The sequence below is a fragment of the Shewanella sp. Isolate13 genome, from assembly GCF_022398325.1.
Taxonomy (GTDB): Bacteria; Pseudomonadota; Gammaproteobacteria; order Enterobacterales; family Shewanellaceae; genus Shewanella.
The window spans coordinates 46,720-73,577 of sequence record NZ_JAKEVD010000018.1 but is presented as its reverse complement, the minus strand read 5'-3'; the positions used below and the strand labels follow the sequence as shown (position 1 = coordinate 73,577).

The 26,858-nt window shown below is 43.9% G+C and carries 28 protein-coding genes; 21 read left to right on the top strand and 7 right to left on the bottom strand.

Features of this window, described 5'->3' with window-relative positions; translation table 11 throughout:
• Positions 1-136: 136 nt before the first annotated feature.
• Positions 137-718, bottom strand: coding sequence for a Maf family protein (locus L1D44_RS12790; RefSeq protein ID WP_239891167.1), 582 nt, complete (start codon positions 716-718; stop codon positions 137-139).
• Positions 719-1,057: 339 nt separating this feature from the next.
• Between L1D44_RS12790 and L1D44_RS12785 the strand changes: the two genes are divergently transcribed.
• The 12 genes from L1D44_RS12785 (at position 1,058) to L1D44_RS12730 (ending at position 10,231) form a co-directional block, all read left to right on the top strand.
• A complete protein-coding gene (locus L1D44_RS12785; RefSeq protein ID WP_239891165.1) occupies positions 1,058-1,252 on the top strand; it encodes a hypothetical protein in 195 nt (64 codons plus the stop codon).
• Positions 1,253-1,665: 413 nt separating this feature from the next.
• Positions 1,666-2,190, top strand: a complete 525-nt coding sequence (yceD, locus tag L1D44_RS12780; RefSeq protein ID WP_220767556.1) for a 23S rRNA accumulation protein YceD — start codon at positions 1,666-1,668, stop codon at positions 2,188-2,190.
• Positions 2,191-2,207: 17 nt separating this feature from the next.
• Positions 2,208-2,378, top strand: a complete 171-nt coding sequence (gene rpmF, locus L1D44_RS12775) for a 50S ribosomal protein L32 (RefSeq protein ID WP_020913118.1) — start codon at positions 2,208-2,210, stop codon at positions 2,376-2,378.
• A gap of 15 nt (positions 2,379-2,393) precedes the next feature.
• On the top strand, positions 2,394-3,422 hold the full coding sequence (gene plsX / locus L1D44_RS12770; protein ID WP_239891163.1) for a phosphate acyltransferase PlsX: 1,029 nt from the start codon (positions 2,394-2,396) through the stop codon (positions 3,420-3,422).
• A 10-nt stretch (positions 3,423-3,432) separates the two neighbouring features.
• A complete protein-coding gene (locus L1D44_RS12765; protein ID WP_239891161.1) occupies positions 3,433-4,392 on the top strand; it encodes a beta-ketoacyl-ACP synthase III in 960 nt (319 codons plus the stop codon).
• A gap of 78 nt (positions 4,393-4,470) precedes the next feature.
• A complete protein-coding gene (fabD, locus tag L1D44_RS12760; protein ID WP_239891159.1) occupies positions 4,471-5,397 on the top strand; it encodes an ACP S-malonyltransferase in 927 nt (308 codons plus the stop codon).
• 9 nt (positions 5,398-5,406) lie between these two features.
• Positions 5,407-6,153, top strand: a complete 747-nt coding sequence (gene fabG, locus L1D44_RS12755; protein ID WP_239891157.1) for a 3-oxoacyl-ACP reductase FabG — start codon at positions 5,407-5,409, stop codon at positions 6,151-6,153.
• A 156-nt stretch (positions 6,154-6,309) separates the two neighbouring features.
• Entirely contained in the window at positions 6,310-6,543 is a 234-nt protein-coding gene (gene acpP, locus L1D44_RS12750; RefSeq protein ID WP_011496723.1) for an acyl carrier protein, read from the top strand.
• A gap of 256 nt (positions 6,544-6,799) precedes the next feature.
• A complete protein-coding gene (fabF, locus tag L1D44_RS12745; protein ID WP_239891156.1) occupies positions 6,800-8,038 on the top strand; it encodes a beta-ketoacyl-ACP synthase II in 1,239 nt (412 codons plus the stop codon).
• 238 nt (positions 8,039-8,276) lie between these two features.
• Positions 8,277-8,645: a hypothetical protein gene (locus L1D44_RS12740; RefSeq protein WP_239891154.1), complete on the top strand. Its 369-nt coding sequence runs from the start codon at positions 8,277-8,279 to the stop codon at positions 8,643-8,645.
• Between the two features lie 65 nt (positions 8,646-8,710).
• Positions 8,711-9,202 (top strand): acyl-CoA thioesterase, encoded by a 492-nt coding sequence (locus L1D44_RS12735; RefSeq protein ID WP_239891152.1) that lies wholly within the window; start codon positions 8,711-8,713, stop codon positions 9,200-9,202.
• Between the two features lie 153 nt (positions 9,203-9,355).
• Complete coding sequence (locus tag L1D44_RS12730) at positions 9,356-10,231, top strand: NAD(P)-dependent oxidoreductase (RefSeq protein WP_239891150.1); 876 nt, start codon at positions 9,356-9,358, stop codon at positions 10,229-10,231.
• An 89-nt stretch (positions 10,232-10,320) separates the two neighbouring features.
• On the opposite strand, the gene cdd is transcribed toward L1D44_RS12730, so the two are convergent.
• Together cdd and sbcB are read right to left on the bottom strand one after the other, a co-directional pair.
• The gene (gene cdd, locus L1D44_RS12725; RefSeq protein ID WP_239891148.1) at positions 10,321-11,211 is read right to left on the bottom strand and encodes a cytidine deaminase; all 891 of its coding nucleotides are present in this window, start codon (positions 11,209-11,211) and stop codon (positions 10,321-10,323) included.
• A 95-nt stretch (positions 11,212-11,306) separates the two neighbouring features.
• On the bottom strand, positions 11,307-12,719 hold the full coding sequence (sbcB, locus tag L1D44_RS12720; RefSeq protein WP_239891146.1) for an exodeoxyribonuclease I: 1,413 nt from the start codon (positions 12,717-12,719) through the stop codon (positions 11,307-11,309).
• 540 nt (positions 12,720-13,259) lie between these two features.
• Here sbcB and rlmA point away from each other — a divergent pair.
• Both rlmA and L1D44_RS12710 read left to right on the top strand, forming a co-directional pair.
• On the top strand, positions 13,260-14,066 hold the full coding sequence (rlmA, locus tag L1D44_RS12715) for a 23S rRNA (guanine(745)-N(1))-methyltransferase (protein ID WP_239891144.1): 807 nt from the start codon (positions 13,260-13,262) through the stop codon (positions 14,064-14,066).
• Between the two features lie 304 nt (positions 14,067-14,370).
• The gene (locus L1D44_RS12710; RefSeq protein ID WP_011865413.1) at positions 14,371-14,577 is read left to right on the top strand and encodes a cold-shock protein; all 207 of its coding nucleotides are present in this window, start codon (positions 14,371-14,373) and stop codon (positions 14,575-14,577) included.
• 486 nt (positions 14,578-15,063) lie between these two features.
• Here L1D44_RS12710 and L1D44_RS12705 read toward each other — a convergent pair whose 3' ends face one another.
• The 4 genes from L1D44_RS12705 to L1D44_RS12690 all read right to left on the bottom strand — a co-directional run bounded on the left by L1D44_RS12705 (position 15,064) and on the right by L1D44_RS12690 (position 18,501).
• Positions 15,064-15,969, bottom strand: a complete 906-nt coding sequence (locus L1D44_RS12705) for an ABC transporter ATP-binding protein (protein ID WP_239891143.1) — start codon at positions 15,967-15,969, stop codon at positions 15,064-15,066.
• Positions 15,966-16,775, bottom strand: coding sequence for an ABC transporter permease subunit (locus L1D44_RS12700; protein WP_239891223.1), 810 nt, complete (start codon positions 16,773-16,775; stop codon positions 15,966-15,968). Before L1D44_RS12700 ends, L1D44_RS12705 begins: the two co-directional genes overlap by 4 nt.
• A 125-nt stretch (positions 16,776-16,900) precedes the next feature.
• Positions 16,901-17,548 (bottom strand): DUF480 domain-containing protein, encoded by a 648-nt coding sequence (locus tag L1D44_RS12695; RefSeq protein ID WP_239891141.1) that lies wholly within the window; start codon positions 17,546-17,548, stop codon positions 16,901-16,903.
• Between the two features lie 119 nt (positions 17,549-17,667).
• Complete coding sequence (locus L1D44_RS12690; protein ID WP_239891139.1) at positions 17,668-18,501, bottom strand: S1-like domain-containing RNA-binding protein; 834 nt, start codon at positions 18,499-18,501, stop codon at positions 17,668-17,670.
• 624 nt (positions 18,502-19,125) lie between these two features.
• Here L1D44_RS12690 and speA point away from each other — a divergent pair.
• From speA to L1D44_RS12655, 7 genes are all read left to right on the top strand, one after another.
• Positions 19,126-21,039, top strand: coding sequence for a biosynthetic arginine decarboxylase (gene speA / locus L1D44_RS12685; protein WP_220767542.1), 1,914 nt, complete (start codon positions 19,126-19,128; stop codon positions 21,037-21,039).
• A gap of 287 nt (positions 21,040-21,326) precedes the next feature.
• Positions 21,327-22,247, top strand: a complete 921-nt coding sequence (locus L1D44_RS12680; RefSeq protein ID WP_239891136.1) for an S-adenosylmethionine decarboxylase proenzyme — start codon at positions 21,327-21,329, stop codon at positions 22,245-22,247.
• A 24-nt stretch (positions 22,248-22,271) separates the two neighbouring features.
• Complete coding sequence (gene speB, locus L1D44_RS12675; RefSeq protein WP_220767540.1) at positions 22,272-23,201, top strand: agmatinase; 930 nt, start codon at positions 22,272-22,274, stop codon at positions 23,199-23,201.
• 147 nt (positions 23,202-23,348) lie between these two features.
• Positions 23,349-23,987, top strand: coding sequence for a pyridoxamine 5'-phosphate oxidase (pdxH, locus tag L1D44_RS12670; RefSeq protein WP_220767539.1), 639 nt, complete (start codon positions 23,349-23,351; stop codon positions 23,985-23,987).
• A gap of 201 nt (positions 23,988-24,188) precedes the next feature.
• Positions 24,189-24,764 (top strand): YceI family protein, encoded by a 576-nt coding sequence (locus L1D44_RS12665; RefSeq protein WP_239891134.1) that lies wholly within the window; start codon positions 24,189-24,191, stop codon positions 24,762-24,764.
• A gap of 252 nt (positions 24,765-25,016) precedes the next feature.
• Positions 25,017-25,370, top strand: a complete 354-nt coding sequence (locus L1D44_RS12660; protein ID WP_220767538.1) for a DUF3802 family protein — start codon at positions 25,017-25,019, stop codon at positions 25,368-25,370.
• 584 nt (positions 25,371-25,954) lie between these two features.
• Positions 25,955-26,830: a RimK/LysX family protein gene (locus tag L1D44_RS12655; protein WP_239891132.1), complete on the top strand. Its 876-nt coding sequence runs from the start codon at positions 25,955-25,957 to the stop codon at positions 26,828-26,830.
• Positions 26,831-26,858: the final 28 nt, after the last annotated feature.

Here is a 26,858-nt window from a genome sequence, read left to right as displayed (position 1 = left end):
TTGGGTTCAGCTAATTGCATCGAACATTTAGTAAAAGCACTCACGACTAAGCTTAATTGCTAGCGTAAATTTTAGTTGAATAACGCTAGGTTTGCAGGGGATTTGTCAGACGGTGTTGGGCTGGCAATTCGAATGCTTAAAGCACATCGACACCTTGACGGTGGAGAAGATCGATAAGTGAGATCAAAGGTAAACCTATTAGGGTGTTTGGATCTTTTCCTTCTAGCTTTTCAAACAGTGCGATCCCAAGCCCCTCACTCTTGAAACTGCCAGCGCAGTAATAAGGTTGTTCGAGATCAACATAATTGCAGATTTGTGCAAGGGTCAGACTGCGAAAGTGCACGATGAACGGCTCAACAATCGTTTCTACAGCACCAGTTACCCCATTGTGGACGGCAAGCCCTGTATAAAAGGTAATCGATTGACCACTTGCTGCTGTCAACTGGGCGATGGCCGTTTCACGATTTAGTGGCTTACCGATGATTTGATTATTGATCACGGCAACTTGATCTGAGCCGATCACAATCGAGTTAGGCTTTTGTTTTGCCCCTGTAGCGGCTTTTAGCTTGGCTAAGCGCGACACCAATTCAGTGGGAGACTCGTTCTCAAGTGGTGTTTCATCGACATCTGGAGAGCAGCAGTCAAATTCCAATGCTAACTTTTTTAATAGTTGTTGCCGAAAGGGGGAGGTTGAAGCCAAAACGATAGAAGTGGACATAATGGACCTTGTGATATTTACGGAAGCTAGAATCTATTGCTGAAGTCTTATACAAGGAGACTAAATTAAGCAAGCTCAAGTTTAACTCGTTAGTAGCGAAGAGAGTATTGTCACTAAAGTAGCTACATCGAAGCAAGTTTTATCGAGAGTAATTGAGCTTACTAGTTACGGCGGTAAGTATTATGGCAATAACAGTAACAGAGTCGCTGGTGGCTGGCTAAAAGTGCTGTCTGTATCGTAATTTGATATAAATCGATATCAATAGGTAATGTTCAGCTTGGGTACAGGGCGTAAACCGTATTGTGTGCTGGAACATAGGTTATAGAGAAGATTAAGATTATGCTTAAATTATGGATTGCGATTTTGATTATGTTGTCTGTAGTGGTTCACATTAGTGGCGATGTAAGTCGTCCTTTTTATCCTACGATTTTGTTTGCAATGGTACTCGGTGCCCTTGCAAGGGAGGGGATTGCAAGACTTGACCACGTAGTCGTGCATTGGGCGTCAGGTGTTAAGCATGCCAGTGAACGCTAAAGTTAACCTATATTTATACAACGTTTTTTAACGCTGCGCTGCTGGGCAAGGGGCATCAGCTTATGGCTGAAAAACCTCAGCTCAAATGGTGGCTTTTTGTCGTTATCAAATTATTCAACAAGTTAGCTTAGAGCATGCTAGCGCTAAATTTGACCCATAAATTTAACGTGATAGTACTTTTACAGTAGCCTTTTATAGATGCGCTTTATTAACAAGGTCACAAAAATACAATGCGCCGCTGGAATTACGAACACTTAAACACATTTATAGGTGAAATATAATGTATTGGCGGCTGTGTTTCTTGTACAATGCGGTTACCTAACAACTCACTTAGCTGAATCAAACAGTGGTTATTCATCTTGGACATACAAGAGTATTGACTTCTGCTAAAATTCACCTAAAATGCGCGCCTTATGCAAACAGTAAAGATACCGGTTTCAATTGATCCCGTTCGCGCTGCCAGTAGCCAGATTTCATATGAAGGCATGGTGCCTGGTAAGCAGTTAAAGCGATTAAATGAATTATGTGCCGGCGACTGTTCTGACGTGGCAGTGTCGCTTGAATGCGGCGTCGATATACAGGGGATAGTCTACCTTAACGGGAAGGCTGTGACGGAGCTCACTCTGGATTGTCAACGTTGTATGACACTATTTACCACTGAGGTTACGGTCGAGTTTAGTTTTGGACTTTGTAAGACTGAAGCTGAAATCGATGAGCTCCCGGATGCGTATGAGCCTATTGAGTGCAATGAAATTGGCGAAATTCGTCTACATCAATTGATTGAAGATGAATTGATAATTGCTATGCCTTTGATTGCCATGCATGAGAATGAAGATTGTCATCTAGGCAAACAAGACATAGTTGTAGGCGAGATCGAACCCGCTCAAGAGGAGCGTCCAAATCCGTTTGCAGTGTTAGAAAAACTGAAGAGCAAGTAATCTAGGAGACAGGGCCAATGGCTGTACAACAGAATAAAAAATCTCGTTCTAAGCGCGGTATGCGTCGTTCACACGATTCTTTGAGCACAGCTCAACTATCTGTGGATGCAACGAGTGGTGAACTACACCGTCGTCACAACGTGACTGCGGACGGTTTCTACCGTGGTCAAAAGGTTATCAACAAGTAATTTGTTGAGACCCTTATGACAAATCTGACGCTTGCGTTAGATGCGATGGGGGGCGACTTTGGTCCCCGCATCACAGTGCCTGCAACTTTGCAGGCACTTCGCTTAAACCCCCTTCTAAAAATCGTACTCGTGGGTGATAAAACCCAGATCGACGAACATTTAGCATCTGCCGAACCAGCAATAAAAAGCCGCATTGAGATTAAACATACGACCGAAGTGGTTACTATGTCTGATCGGCCTGTTCATGCCTTAAGAAACCGTAAGCAAAGCTCGATGCGTTTAGCCATTGAGTTAGTTCGAGACGGAAAGGCTCAGGCATGTCTGAGTGCTGGTAATACTGGCGCGCTTATGGCGATGTCTAAGGTACTACTTAAAACCTTACCAGGTATCGACCGTCCAGCATTAGTAAGCTGTTTACCCGCGGTAAATAATACCCCCGTTTATTTACTCGATTTGGGCGCGAATATTTCTTGTGATTCCGAAACCTTATTCCAATTTGCGGTTATGGGGTCGGTACTCAGTGAAACTGTTGATAAAACCGTTTCACCTAAGGTCGCGTTACTCAATGTTGGTATCGAAGAGATTAAAGGTAATGATCAGGTTCAACAAGCTGGTCAGTTACTGCAACAAATTCCTCAAATAAACTATACCGGTTTTATTGAAGGTGATGAGATTTACTCAGGTAATGTAGACGTGATTGTGTGTGATGGTTTTGTGGGTAATATCACTCTGAAAACCTCAGAGGGCATTGCTCGTTTACTGATCCATCAACTGAAAAAGAGCCTAAGTGATGGTTTTTTTGTCAAGATGCTCGCTAAAATCATCGCCCCACGTATACGTTCTTTGTTAAATCAGATGAACCCCGACCACTATAATGGCGCAAGTCTGATAGGATTGCGCGGAATTGTAGTAAAAAGTCATGGGTGCGCAGATGAAGCTGCTTTTTTACAAGCAATTACTTTGGCAGTTACCGAAGCGCAACGTCGACTCCCGCAGATGATCGAAGATCGTCTAGAGTCGATTCTTTTAGACATTAATAGCTGATAAATTCCTTATGCATACAAAAATTCTTGGTACTGGTAGTTATCTACCGGTGCAGGTGCGTAGTAATCACGATCTTGAACAGATGGTTGAAACCACAGATCAATGGATTGTGGAGCGCACTGGTATTTCAGAACGTAGAATCGCGGCAGCGGACGAAACCGTTGCGACCATGGGATATCAAGCTGCGTTAAAAGCCATTGAGATGGCGGGTATCGAAGCGACAGAAATTGACATGATCATCTGCGGCACGACGAGTGCGAGCAACGCGTTTCCAGCGGCAGCATGTGAAATACAGGCCATGTTAGGAGTTCATACTATTCCGGCCTTCGACATCGCCGCAGCTTGCTCTGGTTTTGTATACGCCTTATCTGTAGCGGATCAGTTTGTAAAATCTGGTGCAGCTAAAAATGTGTTAGTGATCGGTGCCGATGTGCTTTCTCGTTTGTGTGAGCCTGAAGACCGCTCAACGATTATTTTATTTGGTGACGGTGCTGGCGCAGCGGTTATCGGTAGATCAGATGAGCCTGGTATTATTTCGACGCATATCTTTGCCGATGGTCGCCAAGGCGATCTGCTAAAATGTTCTATCCCGCCGCGTAAAGGAGAAACCTCTGAAGCCGTCGGTTATATGACAATGAAAGGTAATGATGTATTTAAAGTTGCAGTGACTCAGTTATCTCATGTTGTAACTGAAACCTTGCGCCATAATAACGTGGATAAGTCTGAGATCGATTGGCTAGTGCCACATCAGGCTAACTTTAGAATTATTAAAGCAACCGCAAAGAAACTTGATATGAGTTTAGATAAAGTGGTGCTAACGCTGGCTAAGCACGGTAATACCTCTGCGGCATCAGTGCCTATCGCACTGGATGAAGCCGTTAGAGATGGTCGTATTCAGCGTGGTCAGCTATTGCTACTTGAAGCCTTCGGTGCAGGGTTCGCCTGGGGAAGTGCTTTAGTTCGTTTTTAATTATCGTCTTAGATAATATCTTAAGATAACGCCTGACTGATAACCGTCAGCAGGCGTCGATTTAGAAGGTAGATTAATATGGAAAATACAGCTTTTGTATTCCCAGGACAAGGTTCTCAAGCATTAGGAATGCTAGCCGAACTAGCCGAAACTCATTCGGTAGTCGGTGAGACCTTCGCTCAAGCAAGCAACGTTCTTGGATACGATTTATGGGAGCTGGTTCAGCAAGGACCTGTAGAAACCCTAAATGAAACCGATAAGACTCAGCCTGCACTGTTAGCTGCAAGCGTAGCGATTTACCGTGCCTATTTAGCATCGGGTAAAGGTTTTCCAAGTGTTATGGCTGGCCATAGCTTAGGTGAATACTCTGCACTTGTATGTGCTGGCGTGATTGACTTTGAAGCGGCGATTAAATTAGTTGAGCTGCGTGGGCAACTGATGCAACAAGCAGTTCCAGCTGGTACTGGCGCTATGTTTGCCATTATTGGCTTAGATAATGACGCTATCGCTAAGGCGTGTGAAGAGGCTGCAGAAGGCGCAGTGGTTAGCCCAGTTAACTACAACAGCCCAGGCCAAGTGGTTATCGCTGGTGAAAAAGAAGCTGTTGAGCGCGCTGCAGCACTGTGTAAAGCCAATGGCGCTAAGATGGCTGTTGCCTTGCCAGTTAGTGTGCCATCACACTGTCAATTGATGAAACCTGCTGCCGATAAGCTAGCAGTGGCACTGGAGTCAATTGAGTTCAACACGCCTTCAGTAAAAGTTATTAACAACGTTGATGTAGCAAGCCCAGATGCCGCTGCTGATATCAAAGATGCACTAGTGCGTCAATTATATTGCCCTGTACGTTGGTCTGAAACAGTAGAGTTAATGGCTAACGATGGGATCACCAATCTGTTTGAAATAGGGCCTGGTAAAGTACTAACAGGTCTAACAAAACGTATTAATCGCTCGCTTTCAGCACAAGCTGTAAACGATGTGGCCTCTTTAACGGCGTTGACCGAATAAGGAAATCTGATGAGTATAAGTTTTGATTTGACTGGTAAAGTAGCCTTAGTAACAGGCGCTAGCCGTGGTATTGGACGTGCCGTCGCAGAAACATTAGTTTCAGCTGGCGCAGTCGTTATCGGTACTGCAACCAGTGAGCGTGGCGCAGAAGCGATTCAAGCCTATTTAGGCGATAAAGGTCACGGTCTTGTTTTAAACGTAACTGACGCTGATTCTGTTAAAGCTTTGTTTGAAACGATAAAAGAAAAGGCAGGCGATGTTGATGTTTTGGTTAACAACGCAGGTATTACTCGTGACAATTTATTAATGCGCATGAAAGATGACGAATGGCAAGATATCATAGATACTAACCTGACATCTTTGTTCCGCACCTCGAAAGCGGTGATGAGACCTATGATGAAAAAACGTCATGGCCGTATTATTAACATTGGCTCAGTTGTAGGCACCATGGGCAATGCAGGGCAGACTAACTACTCTGCAGCTAAAGCGGGTCTGATTGGATTTACAAAATCTCTTGCAAGAGAGGTTGCATCTCGTCAGATTACAGTTAATGCTATTGCCCCTGGATTTATCCAGACAGATATGACGGATGAGCTGACGGAAGAGCAGCAACAAGCTATTATGTCTCAGGTGCCAATGGAAAGACTTGGTCAGGCGCAGGAAATTGCTCACGCAGTCCTCTTTTTAGCGTCTGACTCTGCTGCTTATATCACAGGGGAAACTCTCCATGTGAATGGTGGCATGTACATGGTTTAAAGGGATCGGCAGGCTGTGATCACTCTAGGGTGATCTGTATCAACTGTAGGCTCGATTGTGGTTAGACCACGAAAGTTAAGCTTGCAATGTCTGCCAAATTCAATAAACTACTCGCAATCTTGCGCAAGTGCGTAATTTGAATAGGAAAGAAAACTAATGAGCAACATCGAAGAACGTGTAAAGAAAATCATCATCGAGCAACTAGGTGTTAAAGAAGAAGACGTTAAATCAGCAGCATCTTTCGTTGACGATTTGGGTGCAGATTCTCTAGACACTGTTGAGTTGGTTATGGCTCTAGAAGAAGAGTTTGACACCGAGATCCCTGATGAAGAAGCTGAAAAGATCACTACTGTTCAAGCAGCGATCGATTACGTTTCTAAGAATCAGTAATCTAGAATTCTTGAAAACAGGCGGCATTTTTGCCGCCTGTTTTTGTTTGTAAAAGCCGCTGGTTGATGTTCATTTTTTAGCAGTTAAATTTTTCGATTTACCCTAAATACTTGTCGATCGAGATTAAGTATTATTCCAACCAGAACTGGCACATACCCGTTGAAACCATATTTTCAAATGCTGGGTATAGGTATTGGTAGTTCAATCTCTTTGCAGCTATCATCATTATTCATTTTTAAAGTAAAAAGGTGACCGCGTGTCTAAACGTCGAGTAGTCGTAACGGGCTTAGGCTTAGTCAGCCCTGTGGGAAATACAGTGGAGTCTTCTTGGAAGGCCCTAGTTTCTGGTAAGAGTGGTATCGCGCCGATAACTAAATTTGATGCTAGTGAGTTTTCTACTCGCATTAGCGGTTCTGTTAAAGACTTTGATGTCGAGCAGTACATGTCTCGCAAAGACGCGCGTAAGATGGATCTGTTTATTCAATACGGTATGGCTGCAGGCATTCAAGCCGTTGAAGACTCAGGCCTTGAGATGGATAAACTTAATCCTGCTCGTGTAGGTACCGCAATTGGTGCCGGTATGGGCGGTATGCCACTGATTGAGCAAAACCATGCTGCTTTACTAAAAAGCGGCCCACGTAAAATCTCTCCGTTTTTTGTGCCAAGCACGATTATCAACATGATTGCGGGTCATCTGTCGATTAAATATGGCATGACTGGTCCTAACTTTGCTGTGACCACGGCTTGTACAACAGGCGTGCATAATATTGGCTTTGCTGCGCGTACCATTGCGTACGGTGATGCGGACGTGATGGTTGCTGGCGGTGCAGAAGATGTAACTTGTCCGCTAGCTGTTGGCGGATTTGGTTCTGCTAAAGCACTATCAACTCGTAATGACGATCCAGAAGCGGCGAGTCGTCCTTGGGATAAAGATCGTGACGGTTTCGTTATTGGCGATGGCGCTGGCGTCATGGTGATGGAAGAGTATGAGCATGCTAAAGCTCGTGGTGCCACAATCTACGCCGAGTTAGTGGGTTTCGGTATGAGCGGTGACGCATTCCATATGACATCACCACCAAGTGATGGTGCTGGCGCTGCTGCAGCAATGGTTAATGCGATTAATGATGCAAAAGTTGCCCGTGAAGAGATCGGTTACATTAACGCTCATGGTACTTCAACACCGGCTGGTGACAAGGCCGAGGCTGCCGCGGTTAAGTCTGTATTTGGCGATCATGCTTACGACTTGTTAGTGAGCTCAACTAAATCTATGACTGGTCACCTATTAGGCGCCGCAGGTTCAGTTGAGGCGATCGTAACGATTCTTGCACTGAAAGATCAGGTGGTTCCACCTACGCTAAACTTAGATAACCCAGATGAGGGTTGTGATCTTGACTTTGTGCCTCACACTGCCCGTGATTATAAGTTCGAATACGGACTATGTAACTCATTCGGTTTCGGTGGCACTAACGGCTCATTACTGTTTAAAAAAATGTAGTCGGTGATTTTCCGAACATAAAAAAAGCGCCTAAGGGCGCTTTTTTTATGTCGTTTGCAGTTTGATATTTGAAGTGATTCACACAATTTAAGCCAAATATTAAAACAGTATATCGGCTAGATTAACCTTGTTTAATGTAAAGATAAGTCGCTAGAATTCGGATCTTATTAGGCAGATACTGCAGCTCTTAGCTCACGCAGATGAGCTCAACGCAGATCATACCTGAGGAACACGAAAAGTGCTTAATCCAATTGTTATTCCTATCATGCCAATCCTAGGCATTATTACTGCCAATATAAATGAGCTTATTCGGGGCGAGTCATTAGCACGCTTTCCCAAGTTGCAATTGGGAGTTAAAACTTTCAACTTAGCCGTCGCCGCATTTACTGTGGTTTGGTTCGCGCTACTGATTGCCGCGATCGATGTGAGTAACGCCAACAGCGTTCTTGCCGGCATTCAAGTGATGGCATTGTTCCTTGCTGGCATTGGTGCTTACACTCTGTTTAATGGTGGCAGATTGTTAGGAGAGAAGTCACAGCTTTGGCTTTATCGTTTAGCGCTACCGACAGTGTTAGTTGGTAGCTTTTTCGTCAGTCAGTTTGGCTAAAAGGTGCTGATGTAAAGAATTTGGCGTAAAATACTCAATAGTCAGCAAAATTATTGAGGCCAGATATGGCAGGTACAGAAAGACAATTGACACTGAGGTTTTTAGCAGAGCCTGCAGATGTAAACTTTGGCGGCAAAGTACATGGCGGCGCCGTAATGAAGTGGATTGACCTCGCTGGTTATGGCTGTGCGGCAGGTTGGAGCGGAAAGTACTGTATTACCGCTTATGCTGGCGGCATTCGTTTCGTAAAGCCGATTCACGTGGGGAATATTGTTGAGGTGACGGCCAAGGTTATCTACACGGGTAGAACCTCTATGCACCTTGCCATCGATGTAAGAGCTGGCGATCCTAAGTGTTCAGAGCGCGCATTAACGACTCACTGTGTGCTAGTCATGGTAGCGGTTGATGATGAAGGCCAACCGACGGAAGTGCCTGATTGGAAGCCGACATCAGCTGCGGATATTGAATTACGTGAGTCAGCGATTCGATTGATGGAGATGCGTAAGAAGATTGGTGCAGAGATGCAGGCCCATCTGGATCTGCAGCCACAAGTTTAGTGAGTTAGCTCATTAAAGTTTATGTTCATTAAAGCTAGCCCTAGGCTAGCTTTTTTATTGCCTCAATAAAGTTGGTTTCTAGTACTCCTTGCCCTTAGAATGGACAGATTACTATAAATATTCCCAACAACATTCCCTACAATAGGACATAAAATGGCTAAGGTTGCATTCATAGGTTTAGGTGTGATGGGTTATCCCATGGCGGGTCACTTAGTTAAGCATGGTCATCAGGTTACGGTTTATAACCGTACTGAAGCAAAAGCCCAAGCTTGGGTAAAAGAATTTAATGGTGAGCACCGCACGACTCCAAGAGAAGCGGCAAGCGGCCAAGATATGGTGTTTGTATGCGTCGGCAATGATGACGACCTTCGCCAAGTGACACTGGGTGATAACGGTGTATTAGCGGGAATGAGTGCGGGGGCCATTTTGGTTGACCATACCACCGCATCCGCCGATGTGGCTCGAGAGATAGCTGATGAGGCTAAGCTATTGGATATCGGTTTTATCGATGCTCCGGTATCGGGCGGACAGGCGGGCGCCGAAAATGGCGTATTGACAGTGATGGCCGGTGGTGAGCAAACAACGTTTGAGCGCGCTAAGCCTGTTATTGACTCTTATGCCCGCTGCGCAGAACTATTAGGCGAGGTCGGCGCTGGGCAGCTTACCAAGATGGTCAATCAAATTTGTATTGCAGGTGTGGTTCAGGGGCTGGCTGAAGGACTGCATTTTGCGCGAAGTGCGGGTTTAGATGGTGAGAAAGTTGTTGAGGTGATCAGCAAGGGCGCGGCGCAATCTTGGCAGATGGAAAATCGTTATCAAACTATGTGGAAAGGCGAATATGATTTTGGTTTTGCCGTTGACTGGATGCGTAAAGACTTAGGTATTGCGCTAGATGAGGCGCGCCGCAATGGTTCTCACTTGCCGTTAACGGCTTTAGTTGATCAGTTTTACTCAGAAGTGCAGGCCATCGGTGGTAAGCGTTGGGATACGTCGAGTTTATTTGCAAAGCTCGAGAAAAACCGTAGCTAAGCAAGCTTAGTTTAAGGTGATAGATAGCCATACTAAAAAAGGACCACAGTTGTGGTCCTTTTCTTTGTTGAACAGAGTGGCGACTACGACTATTCAGGCTCAACCACAATATGTTCAAGCTCGACCGCAGCTACGCTGTGTAGGGCGTCCATAGCGGCGCCTACGAGTGAAATAACCCCTTTAGAAGACTCTATCAATACAGCGCGGTTAATTTCGCTGAAATCGCGGTTATGACGCGCCATGGTAGATAACGCCATCTGCATAGGTTGCATCGATGGGTTAAATGCAGCGTTTTCAGCATAACGACCGCAATAGGTCGCGCCATCTTTTGTCTCTAACACGACAGCTGCGTAGGTCTTGGTATAAGGCGCATAACTTAGCCCTGCATGATCGAGCCCTTCGATGATCATCGGATCGTTAGAATCTAATGTCAGCGTATGCTGCTGCTTAGAAAGTAAAGGCTCGGTGATGTTGAGATCGCTTGGGCCGAATGCATAAGGCAGGTAATGAGACAGGGGCTCAACTTTCTGCAGCGGTAGGTGGATGTTCACTTTTCCACCCTCAACAAGCTCATTGATAAATTGACGGCAATGTCCGCAAGGGGACGCGTTGACTATGATATCTTCAATAATGCTTTCGCCGCTTAGCCATGCGTGGCTAATGGCGCTCTGTTCTGCGTGAACCGAATGAAATAGTGCTTCACCTGGAAGTTCAATATTCGCGCCCATATAAATATCGCCGCTTTTACCTCTAGCGATTGCCCCCACGTGAAAATCACTGATAGGCGGTCTAGCTAAAGCCGCTGCAATGGGAAGTAGGGCTAAAAGTAGTTCGTTTAGCTCCATCTTGGTTGCCGTTTGAAGCTCTTCTAGTTGCTGAGCATCGATATGGCCCGCAAAGTCTTTATTCAGTATTGGTACGATAGCGGTTGCTAGTGGCTCTGGTAACTTAGCTACGCTTTTTAAGAACCTGTCCTGCATATGCTATTTCCTTTTATTAACACTAAAGAAGTATCATTCTAGTAATCTTGTTACAATTAGAATGAGACGAAGATCTCAGTTGTCGCCGATAAAGCTTATAGGCTTCTAAGATAATGACATAAAGCCTGTAATAATTTTTGCTTAGATTCATCTTGCTCGGTTTCTTCAAGTAAGTTTTCTAAGCGAATGATATAGTCGGGATCGTTTAATCTCGATTGGCAGAACTCACGCCAGCGATATTGCTCAGTATCATCGAGGGTTTCAGGATAGTTACGGGCGCGGTATCTAAACAGCATCTCTGAGAGTCTTGAGTCATCGAAATCCAGTTCAAGGGCCGCTAGATTATTTGGCTGAGTGTTGCGGATGATCTCGATTTTAGCTTTATCGGCCGAACTGAAGAAACCGCCGCTATAGAGAGCTTGATCGGGATCAACGCTTCTGTTTTCGTGCTCAACATCAAACACTGCAACCAACTTATCACGCAGCTCCGGATGTTGTTTAAGCCTTCTGTATTGCTCTCTGGCAAATGCCTTATTAATGTCGAGTCTGGCAGCGTTTTCATCGGTTAAAGTATTAGCAGCAGCAATAAAAGGACTCTTGTTGATATGGATCTGCTTAATGCCGATAGGCAACTCATCGGGTGCTAAATCGCTGCGGCGGGTATACATGCGCTCACGGATCTCTTCAACGCTAAGCTCAATAAGCGGCGAGATATCCATGGCCAGATTAACGCAAATAACCGCGTTCTTATTGGTGGAGTGATAAGCAACAGGCGCGATAATGGTGGTGCAACCGTTTAGCGCGCTAATTTTTGAGCTAACATGGACAAGAGGCTTCATATCAAGCACATCAATCAGCTTAGATACCTGCTGCTTCTGTCTCAGGCTAAAGTAATAATCAAATAGCTTAGGCTGCACCGTTTTGATCAGTTTTGCCATGTCGATGGTGGCATACACATCAGACATGGCATCATGGGCTTTCTCATGGCTTAAGCCATTGGCAACGGTAAGTTGCTCAAGCTTAAAACTAGGCGAGCCATCTTCTTTCTCTGGCCAGTTAATGCCTTCGGGTCTAAAGGCGTAGCAAGCACGAACGAGATCGATAATATCCCAGCGGGTGTTGCCGTTTTGCCATTCACGGGCATAGGGGTCGATAAAGTTGCGATAGAAGCCATAGCGTGACACTTCATCGTCAAAGCGCAATGAGTTGTAACCCACGACACAGGTCTTAGGTTGACTAAACAGGCCGTTAATCCTGTCCATAAACTCGGCTTCCGGCATACCTTTAAGGTTAGCGAGTTGCGGAGTAATACCTGTGATCAAGATAGCCTCTGGTGACGGCAGGTAATCATTAGCGACCTTACAGTAAAAGGTTTCAGGCTCACCGATGATATTAAGGTCCATATCCGTACGCACGCCAGCAAACTGAGAAGGCCTGTCTTTCGCTGGGTTGGCACCAAAGGTTTCATAATCGTGCCAGAAGAGGGTGGGTTGGTTATTGGTAGACATATATTGATTGGCTATCACAAATAATAATTGTGCTTATCATAGCACTTGAGTGATTTGAATGTCTTAGTTTCCTTGAACACAATCGTCCTATTTGCCTGAGTTCATGCAGTTTACTGACTGGATCGAAAAAGCTAAGCGCAGTAGAATAGCCGCCCTTTTTAGGATAAAGGTTAAGTTTGAAGCGCGTTTATAGCTGCTACGGATTAGTGAGGCATAATGCAAACTGTCTAGCCGAGCATTTATCAAGTTATGTCTCTCAATCAATTTCTACCAAACCGAACAATGTGGTGGTGACCGTTGTAGTTGATTGTCTAGGTTACCTTGCTTCTTAGCTTTGCTTGTCTGTCCTATAAAAGAGTTGGCGCTTATGAGCCCTCTATCTATTGTTCTCGTGTTATCAGCTCCCGTTCTTGGAGGAGTCGACGCTATGTTGAGTTTGTTGATAGCCCAATTAAATAGTATCACTCTTATTAGGATGCTAATTAAAGTGTAATCCTGAGCTTGTTTTTTCAAAGCATGGTACTTTTTGGAGATTGAAAAATGATTTACCGCTGCCCATTATGTGAACAGACTTTATCAAAACAAGATAAAACCTGGTGCTGCCCTGCAAATCACAGATTTGATTGTGCTAAAGAAGGTTACGTAAACCTGTTACCAGTACAAAAGAAGAAGTCGAACGATCCTGGTGACAATAAAGAGATGATGTTTGCTAGACGTGAGTTTCTTAATAAGGGGTATTACCAAGTACTTAGCGATAAGGTTAACCTGCTAGCCAATGAGTATCTTGAAGATGCCCGTTATGGATTGGATATTGGCTGTGGGGAAGGGTACTACTCAAATCGCTTGGTTGAGAGTTTACCTGAAACATTTTCGCTTTATGGTGTCGACATCAGTAAGTCCGCGCTTAAGTATGCAGCCAAGCGTTATCCTAAGATTGCCTTTAGTGTCGCCAGTGCGTTTGATATGCCGTTTCCTGATGATAGCTTCGACTTTATGTTACGCATCTATGCGCCGTCTTTAGATGTAGAACTTAAGCGGGTGATTAAGTCGGGCGGGATCTTGATAACCGTATGTGCTGGCCCGAGACATCATTTCGCGCTTAAAGAGCTTATTTATGATAATCCGAAAGAGCACACCCAAGAGGCATCGCAAATTGAGGGCTTTGAGCTGGTCCATCAGGAGCGGATTGAGCAAGTGTTAACACTGAGTGATTCTGATGACATTGGTCACTTCTTAAAAATGACACCCTATAACTGGAAATTAACAGAAGAACAAAAATTAGCTTTGGCTAATTCAGGTTTGAGTTGTGAGCTAGATTTTAAAGTAGAAGTCTTCCGAGCCTTATAAATCAAAGGTTGTAGCTTGGTGGTTGTTTTTTAAGCAGTTGTTGTGACTTAAGTTTGAACTGATATAGTTTAATTTTTTGATCTAATTAGCAAGCCGCAGAAATATAAGTAAAAAGACTCAAAATATCGATACTAATGTGTGTTGACTTATGGTGAGAATGGTTTATAGTGTTTGCAGCTTGAAGGTTAGGCTTATTTTTATGTGTTCAATACGACAACGTTCGTCCTGTTAACATTAAGTAAACCGGCATTTTCCAGCTCTACTGCCGTTAAGGCTTTAATTTATATTTACAGGATTCAATATTATGTCTCAAGTTACTGGCGTTGTTAAGTGGTTCAACTCTGATAAAGGTTTCGGATTTATCGAGCAAGAGTCTGGTCCAGACGTATTCGTACACTTCCGCGCTATCAACTCTGACGGTTTCAAGACTCTTGACGAAGGTCAAAAAGTTCAGTTTACTGTTACTCAAGGTCAAAAAGGCCCACAAGCTGAGAACGTAACTGTTATCTAAGTTACCAGCTTGATTAGCACTCGCTAATCACACAGAATTTCGAAGAGCCGTGGTTTTACCACGGCTCTTTTTTCGTTTAAAGCCAGAAATAATCGTTTTAAAGCAACGCTCAACACTTCCAGAGCTAAAACTCAAAGCTCATCTCGTAGCGTATCCATAAGTTCAAGTTTCACCTCTCGCTAAACATTCCCTGTTCGCTCTTGAATCCATCTTACTTGTGGTTTGTCATCATGATGTAGCTACGGTTCTCCGTTACCTAATATTTAAAGCCAGAGCCCTAGAGTGTTGAATCACAGGCCGCTGCGGAAAAGCGCAGTGTGCTACCGCTGAAAAGTATTAATATAGGATTCAATGGGGTTAGGAGATAGGGCGAAGCGAAAGAGGAGTGAGCGTATAATAAGAATGGCGCCTGTTGGCGCCATTCTGTTTTGGTTTAAAGCTCAAGGTAATAACCTGAAGATATAAGCTTAATAGTACAAGCGAGGCTTAAGCTTTTGAGAATAGCTTCTCTTCTAATGTTCTCCCTTTTAAGAGCGCCTTATACTGCCAGTTTTGCTGCTTAAATAAGTTGAGTAGAGCGAGCTCAATGGCATAGTTTTCGCCACTATTGTGCTTAATTAAGAACTCGTTGGGTTGACGTTCTTCGATGGCGGAAATATCAGCAAGTTGCATCACCGCAGAGACTAATTCGCTTGTATCACATTGCTGCATGGTCAGTGTTAGGTAATCTTCATGCTGGGATTGCTTCACCGATACCGATTGGCTTAACTGACCTTGCTCTAGATAGAGCACTTGATCGCAAAGCTTTTCCAGTTCATCTAAATTATGTGAGCTGATGATAAAGGTTGTTTCACCTGAAAGTGTCTTTACCAACTCACGGATCTTCTTGGCATTAGCGGGATCTAGGCCTGCGGTTGGTTCATCGAGTAACACTAACTCTGGCGAGCCAATAAGTGCCTGAGCAATAGAGACACGTTTCGACATACCGTGGCTCAAAGATTTTGGCTTCTGTTGGGCACTATCGGCCAAATCGACCAGACTCAGCACACGCAGCGCCTCGGCCTTAGCCGATTTAGTCGAAAACCCTTGCAAAGTGGCAAATAGGGTTAACTGAGTGATGATATCAAGGTTTGGATCTAGCGCCGCATCTTGTGGCAAAGATGAGACTCTTCCCAATAATTCTGCACTACCAGGCTTGGCTCCCAACAAGGAGACTTCACCTGCCGATGGCTTAATGTACCCACATAGAAGACTAAATAGCGTCGTTTTACCTGCGCCATTTGGGCCGACTAACGCAATAGGGCTGCCGGCTTCAAGTGTGATGCTGACTTGTCTTAAGGCTTGTTTACTGCCGTAGGTTTTAGATAAGCCTTTGCAACTAACTAAACTCATAGTGCGCTCCTATTGATATACATTCTGCCTAATACCAGCAACACAAAGGCTTGGCATAACGGCACTGGAGCATAGACAAAGCTGCCTAGGCCTTGGGTATTTATCATTAAGGAGATCTGAGAGCCCGGAAGGAGCCACTTCAGTTCACTAATAATAGGTAAATAGTTGTTGATAATCGCGATGCTGATCGACATCAAGGCCCACACTAAGATGGCGTAGATAGTCGCTTGGCGAGCCGAATTGGCATAAAGGGATAACAGCGCCATCAAGGCGGTGTAGGGCAGTAATACTATGATGAGATTAAGTGTGACAATGAGTCCTGAGAACAGAGCAGGCATTAACAGGGTAGCATCTCGGCTTACTGCAAGCACTATGGTAGCGATAACCGTCATTGCAAGTAGCAGGCTCTGTAGTGCCATATGGCCGAGGTAGCGACCAAAGAATAGGCTGTCTCGACCGACTCTAAGGGTCAAGAAGCGAAAGGTGCCCCGTGACTTATCGGTAGCAAACTGATCGGCGGATACAAAGATACTGAACAGTGGGAAGATATAAAGCGCTGCAATCCAATAAACGGCCATTTCAGCAACAGGCCACTTAAACAGTTCACTCACGGCTTGCTGGCCGAAGATCCCTTCGATAAGTCCTCTAAAGTCAGGATTAAGCAAGAAGCTTGATGCACCACTTATGGGGTAAAGTAAAATAAGTAGCCAAACGAGCGAAAAGGCCACGAGTGCGATTAACCCTCTAGGGTTAAAAAGCATTTTTTTTAGCTCAAACTGAGCGAGTAATAGCGTATTTTTAAGCATGCTATTTTTTGGGGAGCTGTTTTGCAAACTAATCCCTTAATCGTTAGGTATTGTCGTGAGTTCCAGATTAACACCTATTGTCGGTAGGCGTTAATCTTAACCTTGTAAAAGGATGTTATTGCGACTTAATTATTGAGTAAGCTTTGCAATTGGGCCTTCAGTTCCGCCACTTCTTGCTCAAGGGTACTGACTCTCGCGTGCAGATCGCTGCTATCCTGTGCGCCAAATGTTTCTGACGTTGGAGCAGACACTGCTGGTATTTGACTGGCATCGACTTCACTAAAGAGTTGACGATAGCGAGCCTCACGCTTACCAGGTTCTTTAGCTAATTGGACAACCAGTGGTTTCTCTCGTCTGTGCAGATCGTTTAATGTGGCTTCGACTTCGCTAACATCGTGAAACTCATGCAGACGGTTGCTACGAGTTCTTAGCTCACCGGGCGTTTGCGGACCTCTTAGTAGTAAAAGACAGATAACGGCAAGCTCTGACGGTTTAAGCTGGAGATCACTAAATTCGGTATTGCAGAAACGGTGCTTGTATTTCACCACTCGGCTACCAAAACCAGACTGCTCTGAGATTAAGCGTTTTTTGCTCAATGCATCTAAGGTGTTTTGTACCTCAGATTCGCTAAGGTTAAGGACGGGCTCTCTACTGGTTTTTTGGTTGCAGCCAGAGGTTAAACTGTTGAGGGATAGAGGATATTGTTCTGGGGTGGTGATCTCTTTTTCGAGTAAAACCCCGATTACGCGCGCTTCATGTGGAGTCAGTTCCATATTAACCTCTTAATAAAAAAGCATGGCTTTGTTATAACAGAGCCATGCTTTAATGCAAAGGTGGTTTAGAAGTCCTAACTATGCAGTTGCTGAGTTTATAAGCAATATCAGAGTTTAGATTAGTCTGCTAGACGGATCCCATCTGGTGAGATGGTGATCTGCTTGCTCTTATAAAGGCCGCCGATACTCTTTTTAAAGGCTTTTTTACTCATAGATAGTTGAGAGTAGATCACCTCTGCATCGGTCTTATCATTTAGGGGCAGGAAACCGCCAGCTTGTTTAAGCTTGATCATAATTGTCACAGAGTGCTTATCGAGTTCCTCTTTGGCGCCTTTTTGTAAAATCAGGTCGATTTTACCATCGCTTCTCATGCGTTTGATGAAGCCTTTCAGTTTTTGACCAAAGCTTAAACGAGTGTAAACCTCGTTCTTATAGAGTACGCCCCAATGGGTGTTATTGATAATCGCCTTATAGCCCAGATCGGTGCTGCCACCAATGATAAGGTTAACTTCTTCACCTTCTCTGAACTTTGGCTCAGTCAGATCGAGGAACTTCTCGATTTTAGAAGAGGCGACGATGCGGTCATCAACATGGCTGGTATAGATATAAACTAGGTATGACTTACCTACCTCAATTTCTCGGTGCTGCTCACCAAATGGCAAGAGTAGATCTTTATCTAATCCCCAGTCTAGGAAGGCACCGTATGGGCCGTTAGCTGTTGCTTCAAGATAGGCGAACTGTCCGACTTGCGCATAAGGGCGACGAGTCGTGGCAATGATCATATCCTCTGAGTCTAAATAGAGAAACACATTGATCAGATCTCCGACTTGGCAATCCTTTGGTACAGCTTTGCGAGGAAGAAGTACCTGGCCCATCTCTTTAGCGTCTAAATAGACACCAAAATCAACTTGTTTGACGACTTCTAGCTTACAGGTTTTGCCTATCTGGATCATGATGTTCTCTACTTTAAAAACAGTAACGATTAAATTCAGCTGCGATTATAGTGGAAAACATTCCAATATGCTTTAGCCCGTTGAAACTAATGGCTCAAAGTGGCGAGGTCACTGTAATTAAAATGGGGGATTTATCACGATTAGAGTCATAAATGGTACGTTATGTTACCGCGCTATTATAAGGTGATAATAAATTAGCACTAAATGCGCATCTGAGTCTTGCATTCTCAACAGTCTCAAGGTTTAATTGCGCCGCAAAAATTCAGTGAGAAAAGTGCGTCGTTCGTGCTCTCATTTTTTGAATAAAAAATACCGAACTGCGGTTAGGTAATATTTAAAGTCACAAATAGTTTTTTATGGATTCGGTTTTACATGTTAGCTTTTACAGCATACATTCATTAGTAACCATAAAAGTAGTGAATCGCAGCGATTTAAGTAGGCGGTTTTACTGGGTATAGTTAATACTTATTGAGGGTAACGCTTGCGATGTTACCGAGTGTTGATCCAGACAATTTGTACTTTGTAGACGAATCGGGATGTTACTGATTTAAATAATCGCAAGTTGATTGAAATAACAAAGATTCGATCAGCTTATTTGAGTTAAATAGACAGGTTAGGACAAATATGAGCAATTGGTCTATTGATGATGCACGCGCAAGTTATAACGTAAATCACTGGAGCCAAGGACTATACGGCATTAGCGATGAAGGCGAGGTGACAGTGTCACCGGATCCTAGCCGCCCAGATTGTAAAATTGGTTTGAATGAAATGGCAAAAGATATGGTTAAGTCAGGTGTGGCTTTACCCGTTTTGGTGCGTTTCCCACAAATTTTACATCATAGAGTAAATAGCCTGTGTCAGGCATTTAATCAGGCGATTCAAAAGTATCAATATGAAAATGATTACTTGCTGGTATACCCGATTAAAGTAAACCAACAGCAAACGGTTGTTGAAGAGATCCTAGCCAGTCAGGTCGCGAAAGAAGTACCACAGTTAGGTTTAGAGGCGGGCAGTAAGCCTGAGCTAATGGCTGTGTTAGCGATGGCACAAAAAGCCAGTTCGGTCATTATCTGTAACGGTTATAAAGATAAAGAATATATTCGACTTGCCCTAATCGGCGAGAAGCTAGGCCACAAGGTGTATATCGTCCTTGAGAAGATGTCTGAGCTTAAAGTCGTCCTTGAACAAGCTAAAGAGCTAGGCGTGACGCCACGTCTTGGTTTACGTGTTCGTTTGGCGTTCCAAGGCAAAGGTAAGTGGCAGGCAAGTGGTGGCGAAAAGTCTAAGTTTGGCTTGAGTGCTGCGCAGGTATTGCAGGTGATTAACTCACTCAAGCAAGAAAATATGCTTGATTCATTAGAGCTACTTCACTTCCACTTAGGTTCGCAAATCGCCAACATTCGTGATATTCGCCAAGGTGTAAGCGAAGCGGGTCGTTTCTATTGTGAATTGATGAAGCTTGGTGCAAACGTTAAGTGTTTTGACGTAGGTGGTGGTCTAGCGGTTGATTACGATGGTACTCGCAGCCAAAGCAGTCACTCAATGAACTATGGCCTGACTGAGTACGCTAACAATATCGTCAGTGTATTGACCGATATGTGTAAAGAGTATGAGCAGCCAATGCCGAGAATCATCTCAGAATCTGGCCGTTACTTGACTGCACATCACGCGGTACTACTAACTGACGTAATTGGTACTGAGGCCTATAAACCTGAGGACATTCAACCGCCAGCTGAAGATGCACCTCAGTTACTGCACAACATGTGGCAGTCATGGGTTGAAGTGAGCGGCAAAGCCGATCAGCGCGCCTTGATTGAGATTTTCCATGATTGTCAAAGCGATCTGTCAGAAGCTCACTCTCTGTTTGCTGTTGGTCAGTTAGGTTTGGCCGAACGCGCATGGGCTGAGCAGGTAAACCTACGAGTTTGCTACGAACTTCAGGGCAGTATGAGTTCTAAGTATCGCTTCCATAGACCGATTATTGATGAGTTGAACGAAAAGTTAGCAGATAAGTTCTTTGTTAACTTCTCATTGTTCCAGTCGCTACCAGATGCATGGGGTATCGATCAGGTGTTTCCAGTGATGCCATTATCAGGTCTTGATAAGGCGCCAGAGAGCAGAGCGGTAATGCTAGATATTACTTGTGACTCTGACGGTACTGTCGATCAGTACGTAGAAGGTCAAGGTATTGAGACTACGCTACCTGTGCCGGCTTGGACGCAAGAGAGCCCATATTTAATCGGCTTCTTCTTGGTTGGTGCATATCAAGAGATTTTGGGTGATATGCATAACCTGTTTGGCGACACTAACTCAGCGGTCGTCCGTTTGGACGAAGATGCGCGCACTAACGTTGAGTCAGTATTAGCTGGTGACACGGTCGCTGACGTACTTAGATATGTGAACTTGGACGCGGTTTCATTTATGAGAACCTATGAAGAGTTAGTAAACAAGCATATTGCTGAAGACGAGCGTGCTAACATTCTAGAAGAGTTACAGTTAGGTCTAAAGGGTTACACTTACCTAGAAGACTTCTCATAAGCAGATTGTTAGCTGGGGAGTCGGCCCAGTGTTTGTTGAAGCCGAAGCGTTTTAACTGGGGCTAACGACCGAGCTAGATATGTATAACCAGCTTTAAGTTCGCTTGAAGCTGGTTTTGTTTTTAAGCCTTTAGAAGCCTGTATGAGTTATCAAAAACCGCTGGCTAGATTTTGGTTTAGTAAGACGCTAGGAACTTAATTCAGTCTAGCTGCTCAAACAACTTACACTCGTTTGCATAAGTTAATCGCTCTCATTACTTAGCTGCTATTTGAAGGAATCGCGATAGGATGTTTTTTGAAGGGTCGGAGAAGAAAATAGAGCTACAGGTCAACTGCAGTGCTGTTTCATTGCGATCTTTGCCATTGGATTTTTGGCAGCAAACACTATCGCTGGCCGGAGCCGAGATCTTATCACAGCTTTCTAATCAAGCTTGTGATGCCTATGTACTCAGCGAGTCGACTCTGTTGGTTTGGGAGCGCAAACTTTTATTAATTACCTGTGGTAACACTCGTTTAATCGATGCGGTTAACTATGTGATCGAGCAAATCGGGATAGACGTCATATCAAGCTTAACTTATCAGCGTAAGAGTGAGTTTCTATCCTATTTACAGGCAAGTCGTTTTGAAGAAGATGTTCAAAGGCTAAGGGCTCAACTTCCGGGTACCGCCTATCGAGTCGGCCATTTAGATAATCATCATCATTATCTTTTTTGTAGCGAGCAAGTAGTACAGAGTGATGCGAGTGCTTGCTTGTTGATGTATCACATAAAAGGTGAGCTGGCTGAGTATTTACGTTGTAACAATCAATCGAGTGATGAGATCCGTAAGCGATTACAACTTGAGCGATTATTGCCCATGTTTGAGTTCGATGATTATCTGTTTAAGCCCTGTGGTTATTCGGTTAATGGCATATTTGAAGATAAGTTTCTGACTATACATATCACTCCTCAAGAGCACAGCTCTTATGTGAGTATTGAAACAAACTTGAATTTTTCGCAGTATCCGTTCAATATTTTTGCAGAGTTGTTGAAAATATTGAACCCCAGCAGTTGGGACATCATTGGGATGAATATGCAGGTCGCCAATAAGGACTTTCCTTCTCATCGAAGGATTGCCAATTGTGATCTACAGTTAAATCCGCTCAATGAATTTAATTACAATCACTATACACAGGGCGGCAGCGAAACTCTGTTTGCCGAAGTATTGTGACTCTAGACACTTTATGGAGTATTTATGACCACTATTGCAGATAAGCCTGATTATTCGCTTTATTCAAATGCATTTGGTTACTTAAGACAGCCGCTGGACTTTAAACCATTAGAAGGTGATGCGGATGTTGTTGTATTAGGCTTACCGTTTGATATGGCGACAACGGGGCGTTCTGGTGGACGTATGGGGCCTGGCGCTATCCGTAACGCTTCAGTTAACTTGGCTTGGGAAGAGACTCGCTGGCCTTATCAGTTTAAATTAAGCGAGCACGTAAAAATCGTCGATGCTGGTGATTTAGTTTATAACTGTGGTGACTCTGCAGACTTCACTCAGCGTGTTGAGGACTTCGCGACTAAGATCCTAGAAGCAGACAAGGCGATGCTAAGCTTTGGTGGCGACCACTTCGTGACACTACCTCTGCTACGTGCTCACTATAAGAAGCACGGTAAGATGGCGTTATTGCACTTTGATGCGCATACCGACACATATAGCCAAGGTAGCAAGTATGATCATGGTACCATGTTCTACCATGCGCCAAATGAAGGCATCATCGCTGCAGAAAACTCAATTCAAGTTGGTATTCGTACTGAGTACGATACAGCAAATCACCTTTTCAAAGTGATTGATGCGGCAGCTGCCAATGAAATGACAGCAGATGAAATCGTTGCACAAATTCGTGAGCGTGTTGGTGACATGCCACTTTACGTGACTTTCGATATTGACTGTTTAGACCCTGCTTTTGCACCAGGTACCGGTACGCCTGTATGTGGTGGTTTAACTAGCGATAAGGCGATGAAAATCATTCGTGGTCTTAAAGGCATGAAGATTGTGGGTATGGATGTGGTTGAAGTCGCACCAGCCTATGACAGCGCAGAGATCACTGCTTTAGCTGGTGCTACCTTAGGTCTAGAGATGCTGCATGTTTGGGCTGAGTCTAACGGTAAGATCAAATAAGCCATCCTAGCTAACGCTAACATGTTAGATGAAAATATCTAGCTCGGGAACGTGTTAAAAGGTTCCCGCCTAACGGCTAAGATTGTTATGATTAAAGAAGCGCTCAATGAGCGCTTCTTTTTTTATGTGCTTTGAAAGGATTTTTACATGTCAGAGATCAGTGATATCAGACGCGAATACACATTAGGTGAATTGCATAATGAAGAGGTGCCTAGTGATCCTATGGACCTATTTAATGCGTGGTTGGAAGTCATTCGTGACTCTGACATCAAAGATCCAACGGCGATGTCCGTAGCGACAGTCGATGAAAATGGTCAACCTTTTCAACGAATTGTATTGCTTAAGCGGTTTGATAATGATGGCTTTGTGTTTTTTACGAACCTTGAAAGCCGTAAGGCTCAGCATATTGCCAATAATGCACAGGTTAGCATTTTATTCCCTTGGCACAGCTTAGATAAGCAGGTTGCGGTTACTGGTATCGCAGAGCCGTTATCAAAAACTGAGGTGCTTAAGTATTTTATGAGCAGACCTAAGGAGAGCCAAATTGCAGCATGGGTGTCTAAACAATCTAGCCCTATAAGCGCAAGAAAAGCACTCGAGAGTAAGTTTGCCGAGATGAAAGCAAAGTTTTCTAAAGGTGAAGTGCCGCTGCCTAAATTTTGGGGGGGGTATCTTGTTAGGCCAAAGAGTATTGAGTTTTGGCAGGGAGGCGAGCACCGTCTGCATGACCGATTTATCTATACCAAGGTTGAGGACGGCTGGCAGCACAGCCGCTTAGCCCCATAATACCAACCCGTATTCCAAAAGCCGCATTGTTTGCGGCTTTTGTGTTTTTGGCAATCCGTCCTAAGATAAAGAATGTATATAGGTATAAAGAATCAATATAGGGCTTTGGTGTAAAAAATAGGCGCTTGTGGATAGTAAATTTTTAAATTAGGTTAAGCTTAACTGTTAAGGTGAATAACGAGATCACGAGAGGGAATGGAGATGAAAAGTTTAATTATAGGTATATTATTGCTGCCTTTTTCGCTGATGGCATCGGCTGGCAATTGGACTGTTGAAAACGACAGCTCTGCAGTTAACTTTATATCCATTAAAAAGGGCGATATTGCAGAGGTTCATCATTTTAAATCCATCGCTGGTAACTTGACTGATAAGGGCCAATTCAATTTTTCAATTGCCTTAGCTAGTGTGGCAACCAACATCGATATTCGTGATGAGCGTATGGACTCCTTATTGTTTGAGGTTGATAAATATCCAAAACTGATGCTAAAAGCTAATGTCGATCCAAAGATACTCGCAGATCTTGCAGTAGGCTCTGTGAAAGTGGCGACAATTGACGCTGAAGTTTCGTTACATGGTAAAAAGCAGAAGATGGCGTTTACGGTGAGTATCGCAAAGCTCTCAGATTCTCACATCCTCGTTGCGAGCGTTGCCCCAGTTATTGTTAATGCAGACAGTTTTGGTCTGTCTTCCGGAGTTGATAAATTACGTGAAATCGCTGGGTTGTCTGCAATTAGTAAAGCGGTGCCTGTGTCATTTATGCTGAATCTTAAACGGTAGACAAAGTTGTAGGATTAGCGCTGACTTTGAGTGAATTAGAGTGGCTTTGAACGTTTTAGTTGGGGGCGCTTAAGTTATTTTGTAAAGTGTGGCGCTTTGCGGGAAAAGTGGTGTCGATTAAACTGGGATGATTTCAATTAGAAACAAACTCAGATACTATCCTTGCAAGAAGATAAACAATAAATTGACTACGCCCTTTGCGTAAACGGTATAGATTGCTGTGCGCATAGGTTTGTGTATTTTAGGTTGACTATGGTTACCGATAAAGACGGATATATACATTTGATTCAGTACTTGACTGAGCATTTAGGAATATTTGAAAACTCACAGCAACATAGCCCCAGTGATGAGACAGTCATGGAGCTATTTGAAGAGCAACTTGCCGCACAAATTATCATGGTTTGTGGTCAAAACCCTTCTCTGACATTTTCCCAGAGAAATTTGGTCATTCGAGAAGTCGATGCCATCGTGTATGATCTTGAGGAGATCTTAGCCCGAGTCGCCGATCATAAGGCTACCGTAGAGCAAACTCGATTTATTAGCGAATTTTCGGGTTTGATTAAGAATCTGTTTGATCAAGAAGTCGCGAGATTAACCGCAGCTTAATGTCAGCAACTTTATATTTAGTTACAGTTCTCTCATGCTATCAGCTTGTTAGCTTTGGCTTAAAAGCCTAATGTTGCAGTATCGATACGAGGGGATCTAATGCTAAATGAGCTGAGAAAATCTATAAATAGACAGCATATGTTAGTGTATGCCTGTCTACTGCTGTTTTGGTTTTTCCTTAGGCTCTTTAGTGATAATGCTTTCGGTTTTGGCTGGGGCTTTTTTCCGTTAGTCGTGTCTTTGCCATTTGTGCCCTTTATCTTAGTCTGGTTGGCTGTGCAGTTTTATCGGCACCTAAGACTATTTAACAGCCACTTTAATCGAAAGTTACACGCATGTCATTGTACCTGTACATCAGTACTGTTTAGTTTATTTGTTTTTCAGTTTATTTACTAAATTGGATGAGTTGGAGGCAGTGATTATCTTAATTGGTGTTAATGAATCTTTGCGGTGATTTTTTCTTTAACGCCAGTATTCATACAGCTTTCTTATGTCATAGTACCGCAGTCTTTATTCACCTTTATTTCTTGCTATCATAAAGCTAAACAAGTCTAGGTTTATGACTCTTATATTAAGGAAACACCATGCTTAAAAAAGCAGGATTGTGCTTATTGATTCTCACATCTTCTTTCTCTGTAGCCGCGAGTGAGAAAGCGGTAATAGGTTCTACCGCCAAGATGTCGGTGGCCCATGCCGACCTTTCTTATGTGGCGCGTATCGACACTGGAGCGGTTAATACTTCACTGCATGCCTATGACATCGAGGTTGAGGGCGGAAGTGCTGAGAATATGAAAGACAACATTGGCAAGATGGTCTCTTTTACAACAGAGAATAACGCTGGTGAAAAAAAGCGCCTAAAAGCCAAGATAGTTAAGACCTCTACGGTGAGTAACTCCCAAGGCACCGAAACCCGCTATATGGTCGATCTAGATGTCGGCTTTAAGGGCAAAGAGCGAAAGGTTCGCGTTAACTTGCGAGATCGCAGCCATATGGATTACAAGCTCTTGATAGGCCGAAACTGGCTTAAGGGGCGTTATGTCGTCGATGTCTCAGAGAAAAAGCTCATTGGGCCAACGGCGCCGATTAGCGTTGTTGAGTCAGGGTTAATTTTTAAAACCCGTATCGATACCGGCGCGGTTGAAAACTCGTTGCATGCCTATGATATGAAGATTGACAATGAAGATCCTGACATGGAAAAAAATGTCGGCAAGGTGATACATTTTACCACTGAAAATGAGAAGGGAGAGTCTCATGTGGTGAAGTCTCGTATCGTGGAAACATCATTGATCCGAAATGCTCAAGGAAGCGAGATCCGCTATATGGTCGAACTCAAAATTGGCGAGCCTGGTCACGAGTATAAAGTTAAGGTTAACCTGAGAGACAGAAGTAAGATGTCTTATAAACTCTTGATTGGTCGAAACTGGTTACAAGGGCACTATATTGTCGATGTATCGAAATAGGCCTCAGCGCCACAGCTAAGCTTTTACA

Excerpts from the sequence above, each read along its gene's own strand:
- L1D44_RS12690 (WP_239891139.1), bottom strand. The coding sequence starts at position 18,501 with ATGATCCAGATAGGCAAAACCTGTAAGCTAGAAGTCGTCAAACAAGTT.
- acpP (WP_011496723.1), top strand. The coding sequence starts at position 6,310 with ATGAGCAACATCGAAGAACGTGTAAAGAAAATCATCATCGAGCAACTA.
- L1D44_RS12680 (WP_239891136.1), top strand. The coding sequence starts at position 21,327 with ATGTTTTTTGAAGGGTCGGAGAAGAAAATAGAGCTACAGGTCAACTGC.
- sbcB (WP_239891146.1), bottom strand. The coding sequence starts at position 12,719 with ATGTCTACCAATAACCAACCCACCCTCTTCTGGCACGATTATGAAACC.
- rlmA (WP_239891144.1), top strand. The coding sequence starts at position 13,260 with ATGATTTACCGCTGCCCATTATGTGAACAGACTTTATCAAAACAAGAT.
- L1D44_RS12710 (WP_011865413.1), top strand. The coding sequence starts at position 14,371 with ATGTCTCAAGTTACTGGCGTTGTTAAGTGGTTCAACTCTGATAAAGGT.
- L1D44_RS12785 (WP_239891165.1), top strand. The coding sequence starts at position 1,058 with ATGCTTAAATTATGGATTGCGATTTTGATTATGTTGTCTGTAGTGGTT.
- L1D44_RS12655 (WP_239891132.1), top strand. The coding sequence starts at position 25,955 with ATGCTTAAAAAAGCAGGATTGTGCTTATTGATTCTCACATCTTCTTTC.
- pdxH (WP_220767539.1), top strand. The coding sequence starts at position 23,349 with ATGTCAGAGATCAGTGATATCAGACGCGAATACACATTAGGTGAATTG.
- L1D44_RS12735 (WP_239891152.1), top strand. The coding sequence starts at position 8,711 with ATGGCAGGTACAGAAAGACAATTGACACTGAGGTTTTTAGCAGAGCCT.
- yceD (WP_220767556.1), top strand. The coding sequence starts at position 1,666 with ATGCAAACAGTAAAGATACCGGTTTCAATTGATCCCGTTCGCGCTGCC.
- L1D44_RS12765 (WP_239891161.1), top strand. The coding sequence starts at position 3,433 with ATGCATACAAAAATTCTTGGTACTGGTAGTTATCTACCGGTGCAGGTG.
- plsX (WP_239891163.1), top strand. The coding sequence starts at position 2,394 with ATGACAAATCTGACGCTTGCGTTAGATGCGATGGGGGGCGACTTTGGT.
- rpmF (WP_020913118.1), top strand. The coding sequence starts at position 2,208 with ATGGCTGTACAACAGAATAAAAAATCTCGTTCTAAGCGCGGTATGCGT.
- cdd (WP_239891148.1), bottom strand. The coding sequence starts at position 11,211 with ATGCAGGACAGGTTCTTAAAAAGCGTAGCTAAGTTACCAGAGCCACTA.
- L1D44_RS12695 (WP_239891141.1), bottom strand. The coding sequence starts at position 17,548 with ATGGAACTGACTCCACATGAAGCGCGCGTAATCGGGGTTTTACTCGAA.
- fabD (WP_239891159.1), top strand. The coding sequence starts at position 4,471 with ATGGAAAATACAGCTTTTGTATTCCCAGGACAAGGTTCTCAAGCATTA.
- L1D44_RS12730 (WP_239891150.1), top strand. The coding sequence starts at position 9,356 with ATGGCTAAGGTTGCATTCATAGGTTTAGGTGTGATGGGTTATCCCATG.
- fabG (WP_239891157.1), top strand. The coding sequence starts at position 5,407 with ATGAGTATAAGTTTTGATTTGACTGGTAAAGTAGCCTTAGTAACAGGC.
- L1D44_RS12660 (WP_220767538.1), top strand. The coding sequence starts at position 25,017 with ATGGTTACCGATAAAGACGGATATATACATTTGATTCAGTACTTGACT.
- speA (WP_220767542.1), top strand. The coding sequence starts at position 19,126 with ATGAGCAATTGGTCTATTGATGATGCACGCGCAAGTTATAACGTAAAT.
- L1D44_RS12705 (WP_239891143.1), bottom strand. The coding sequence starts at position 15,969 with ATGAGTTTAGTTAGTTGCAAAGGCTTATCTAAAACCTACGGCAGTAAA.
- speB (WP_220767540.1), top strand. The coding sequence starts at position 22,272 with ATGACCACTATTGCAGATAAGCCTGATTATTCGCTTTATTCAAATGCA.
- L1D44_RS12665 (WP_239891134.1), top strand. The coding sequence starts at position 24,189 with ATGAAAAGTTTAATTATAGGTATATTATTGCTGCCTTTTTCGCTGATG.
- L1D44_RS12700 (WP_239891223.1), bottom strand. The coding sequence starts at position 16,775 with ATGCTTAAAAATACGCTATTACTCGCTCAGTTTGAGCTAAAAAAAATG.
- L1D44_RS12790 (WP_239891167.1), bottom strand. The coding sequence starts at position 718 with ATGTCCACTTCTATCGTTTTGGCTTCAACCTCCCCCTTTCGGCAACAA.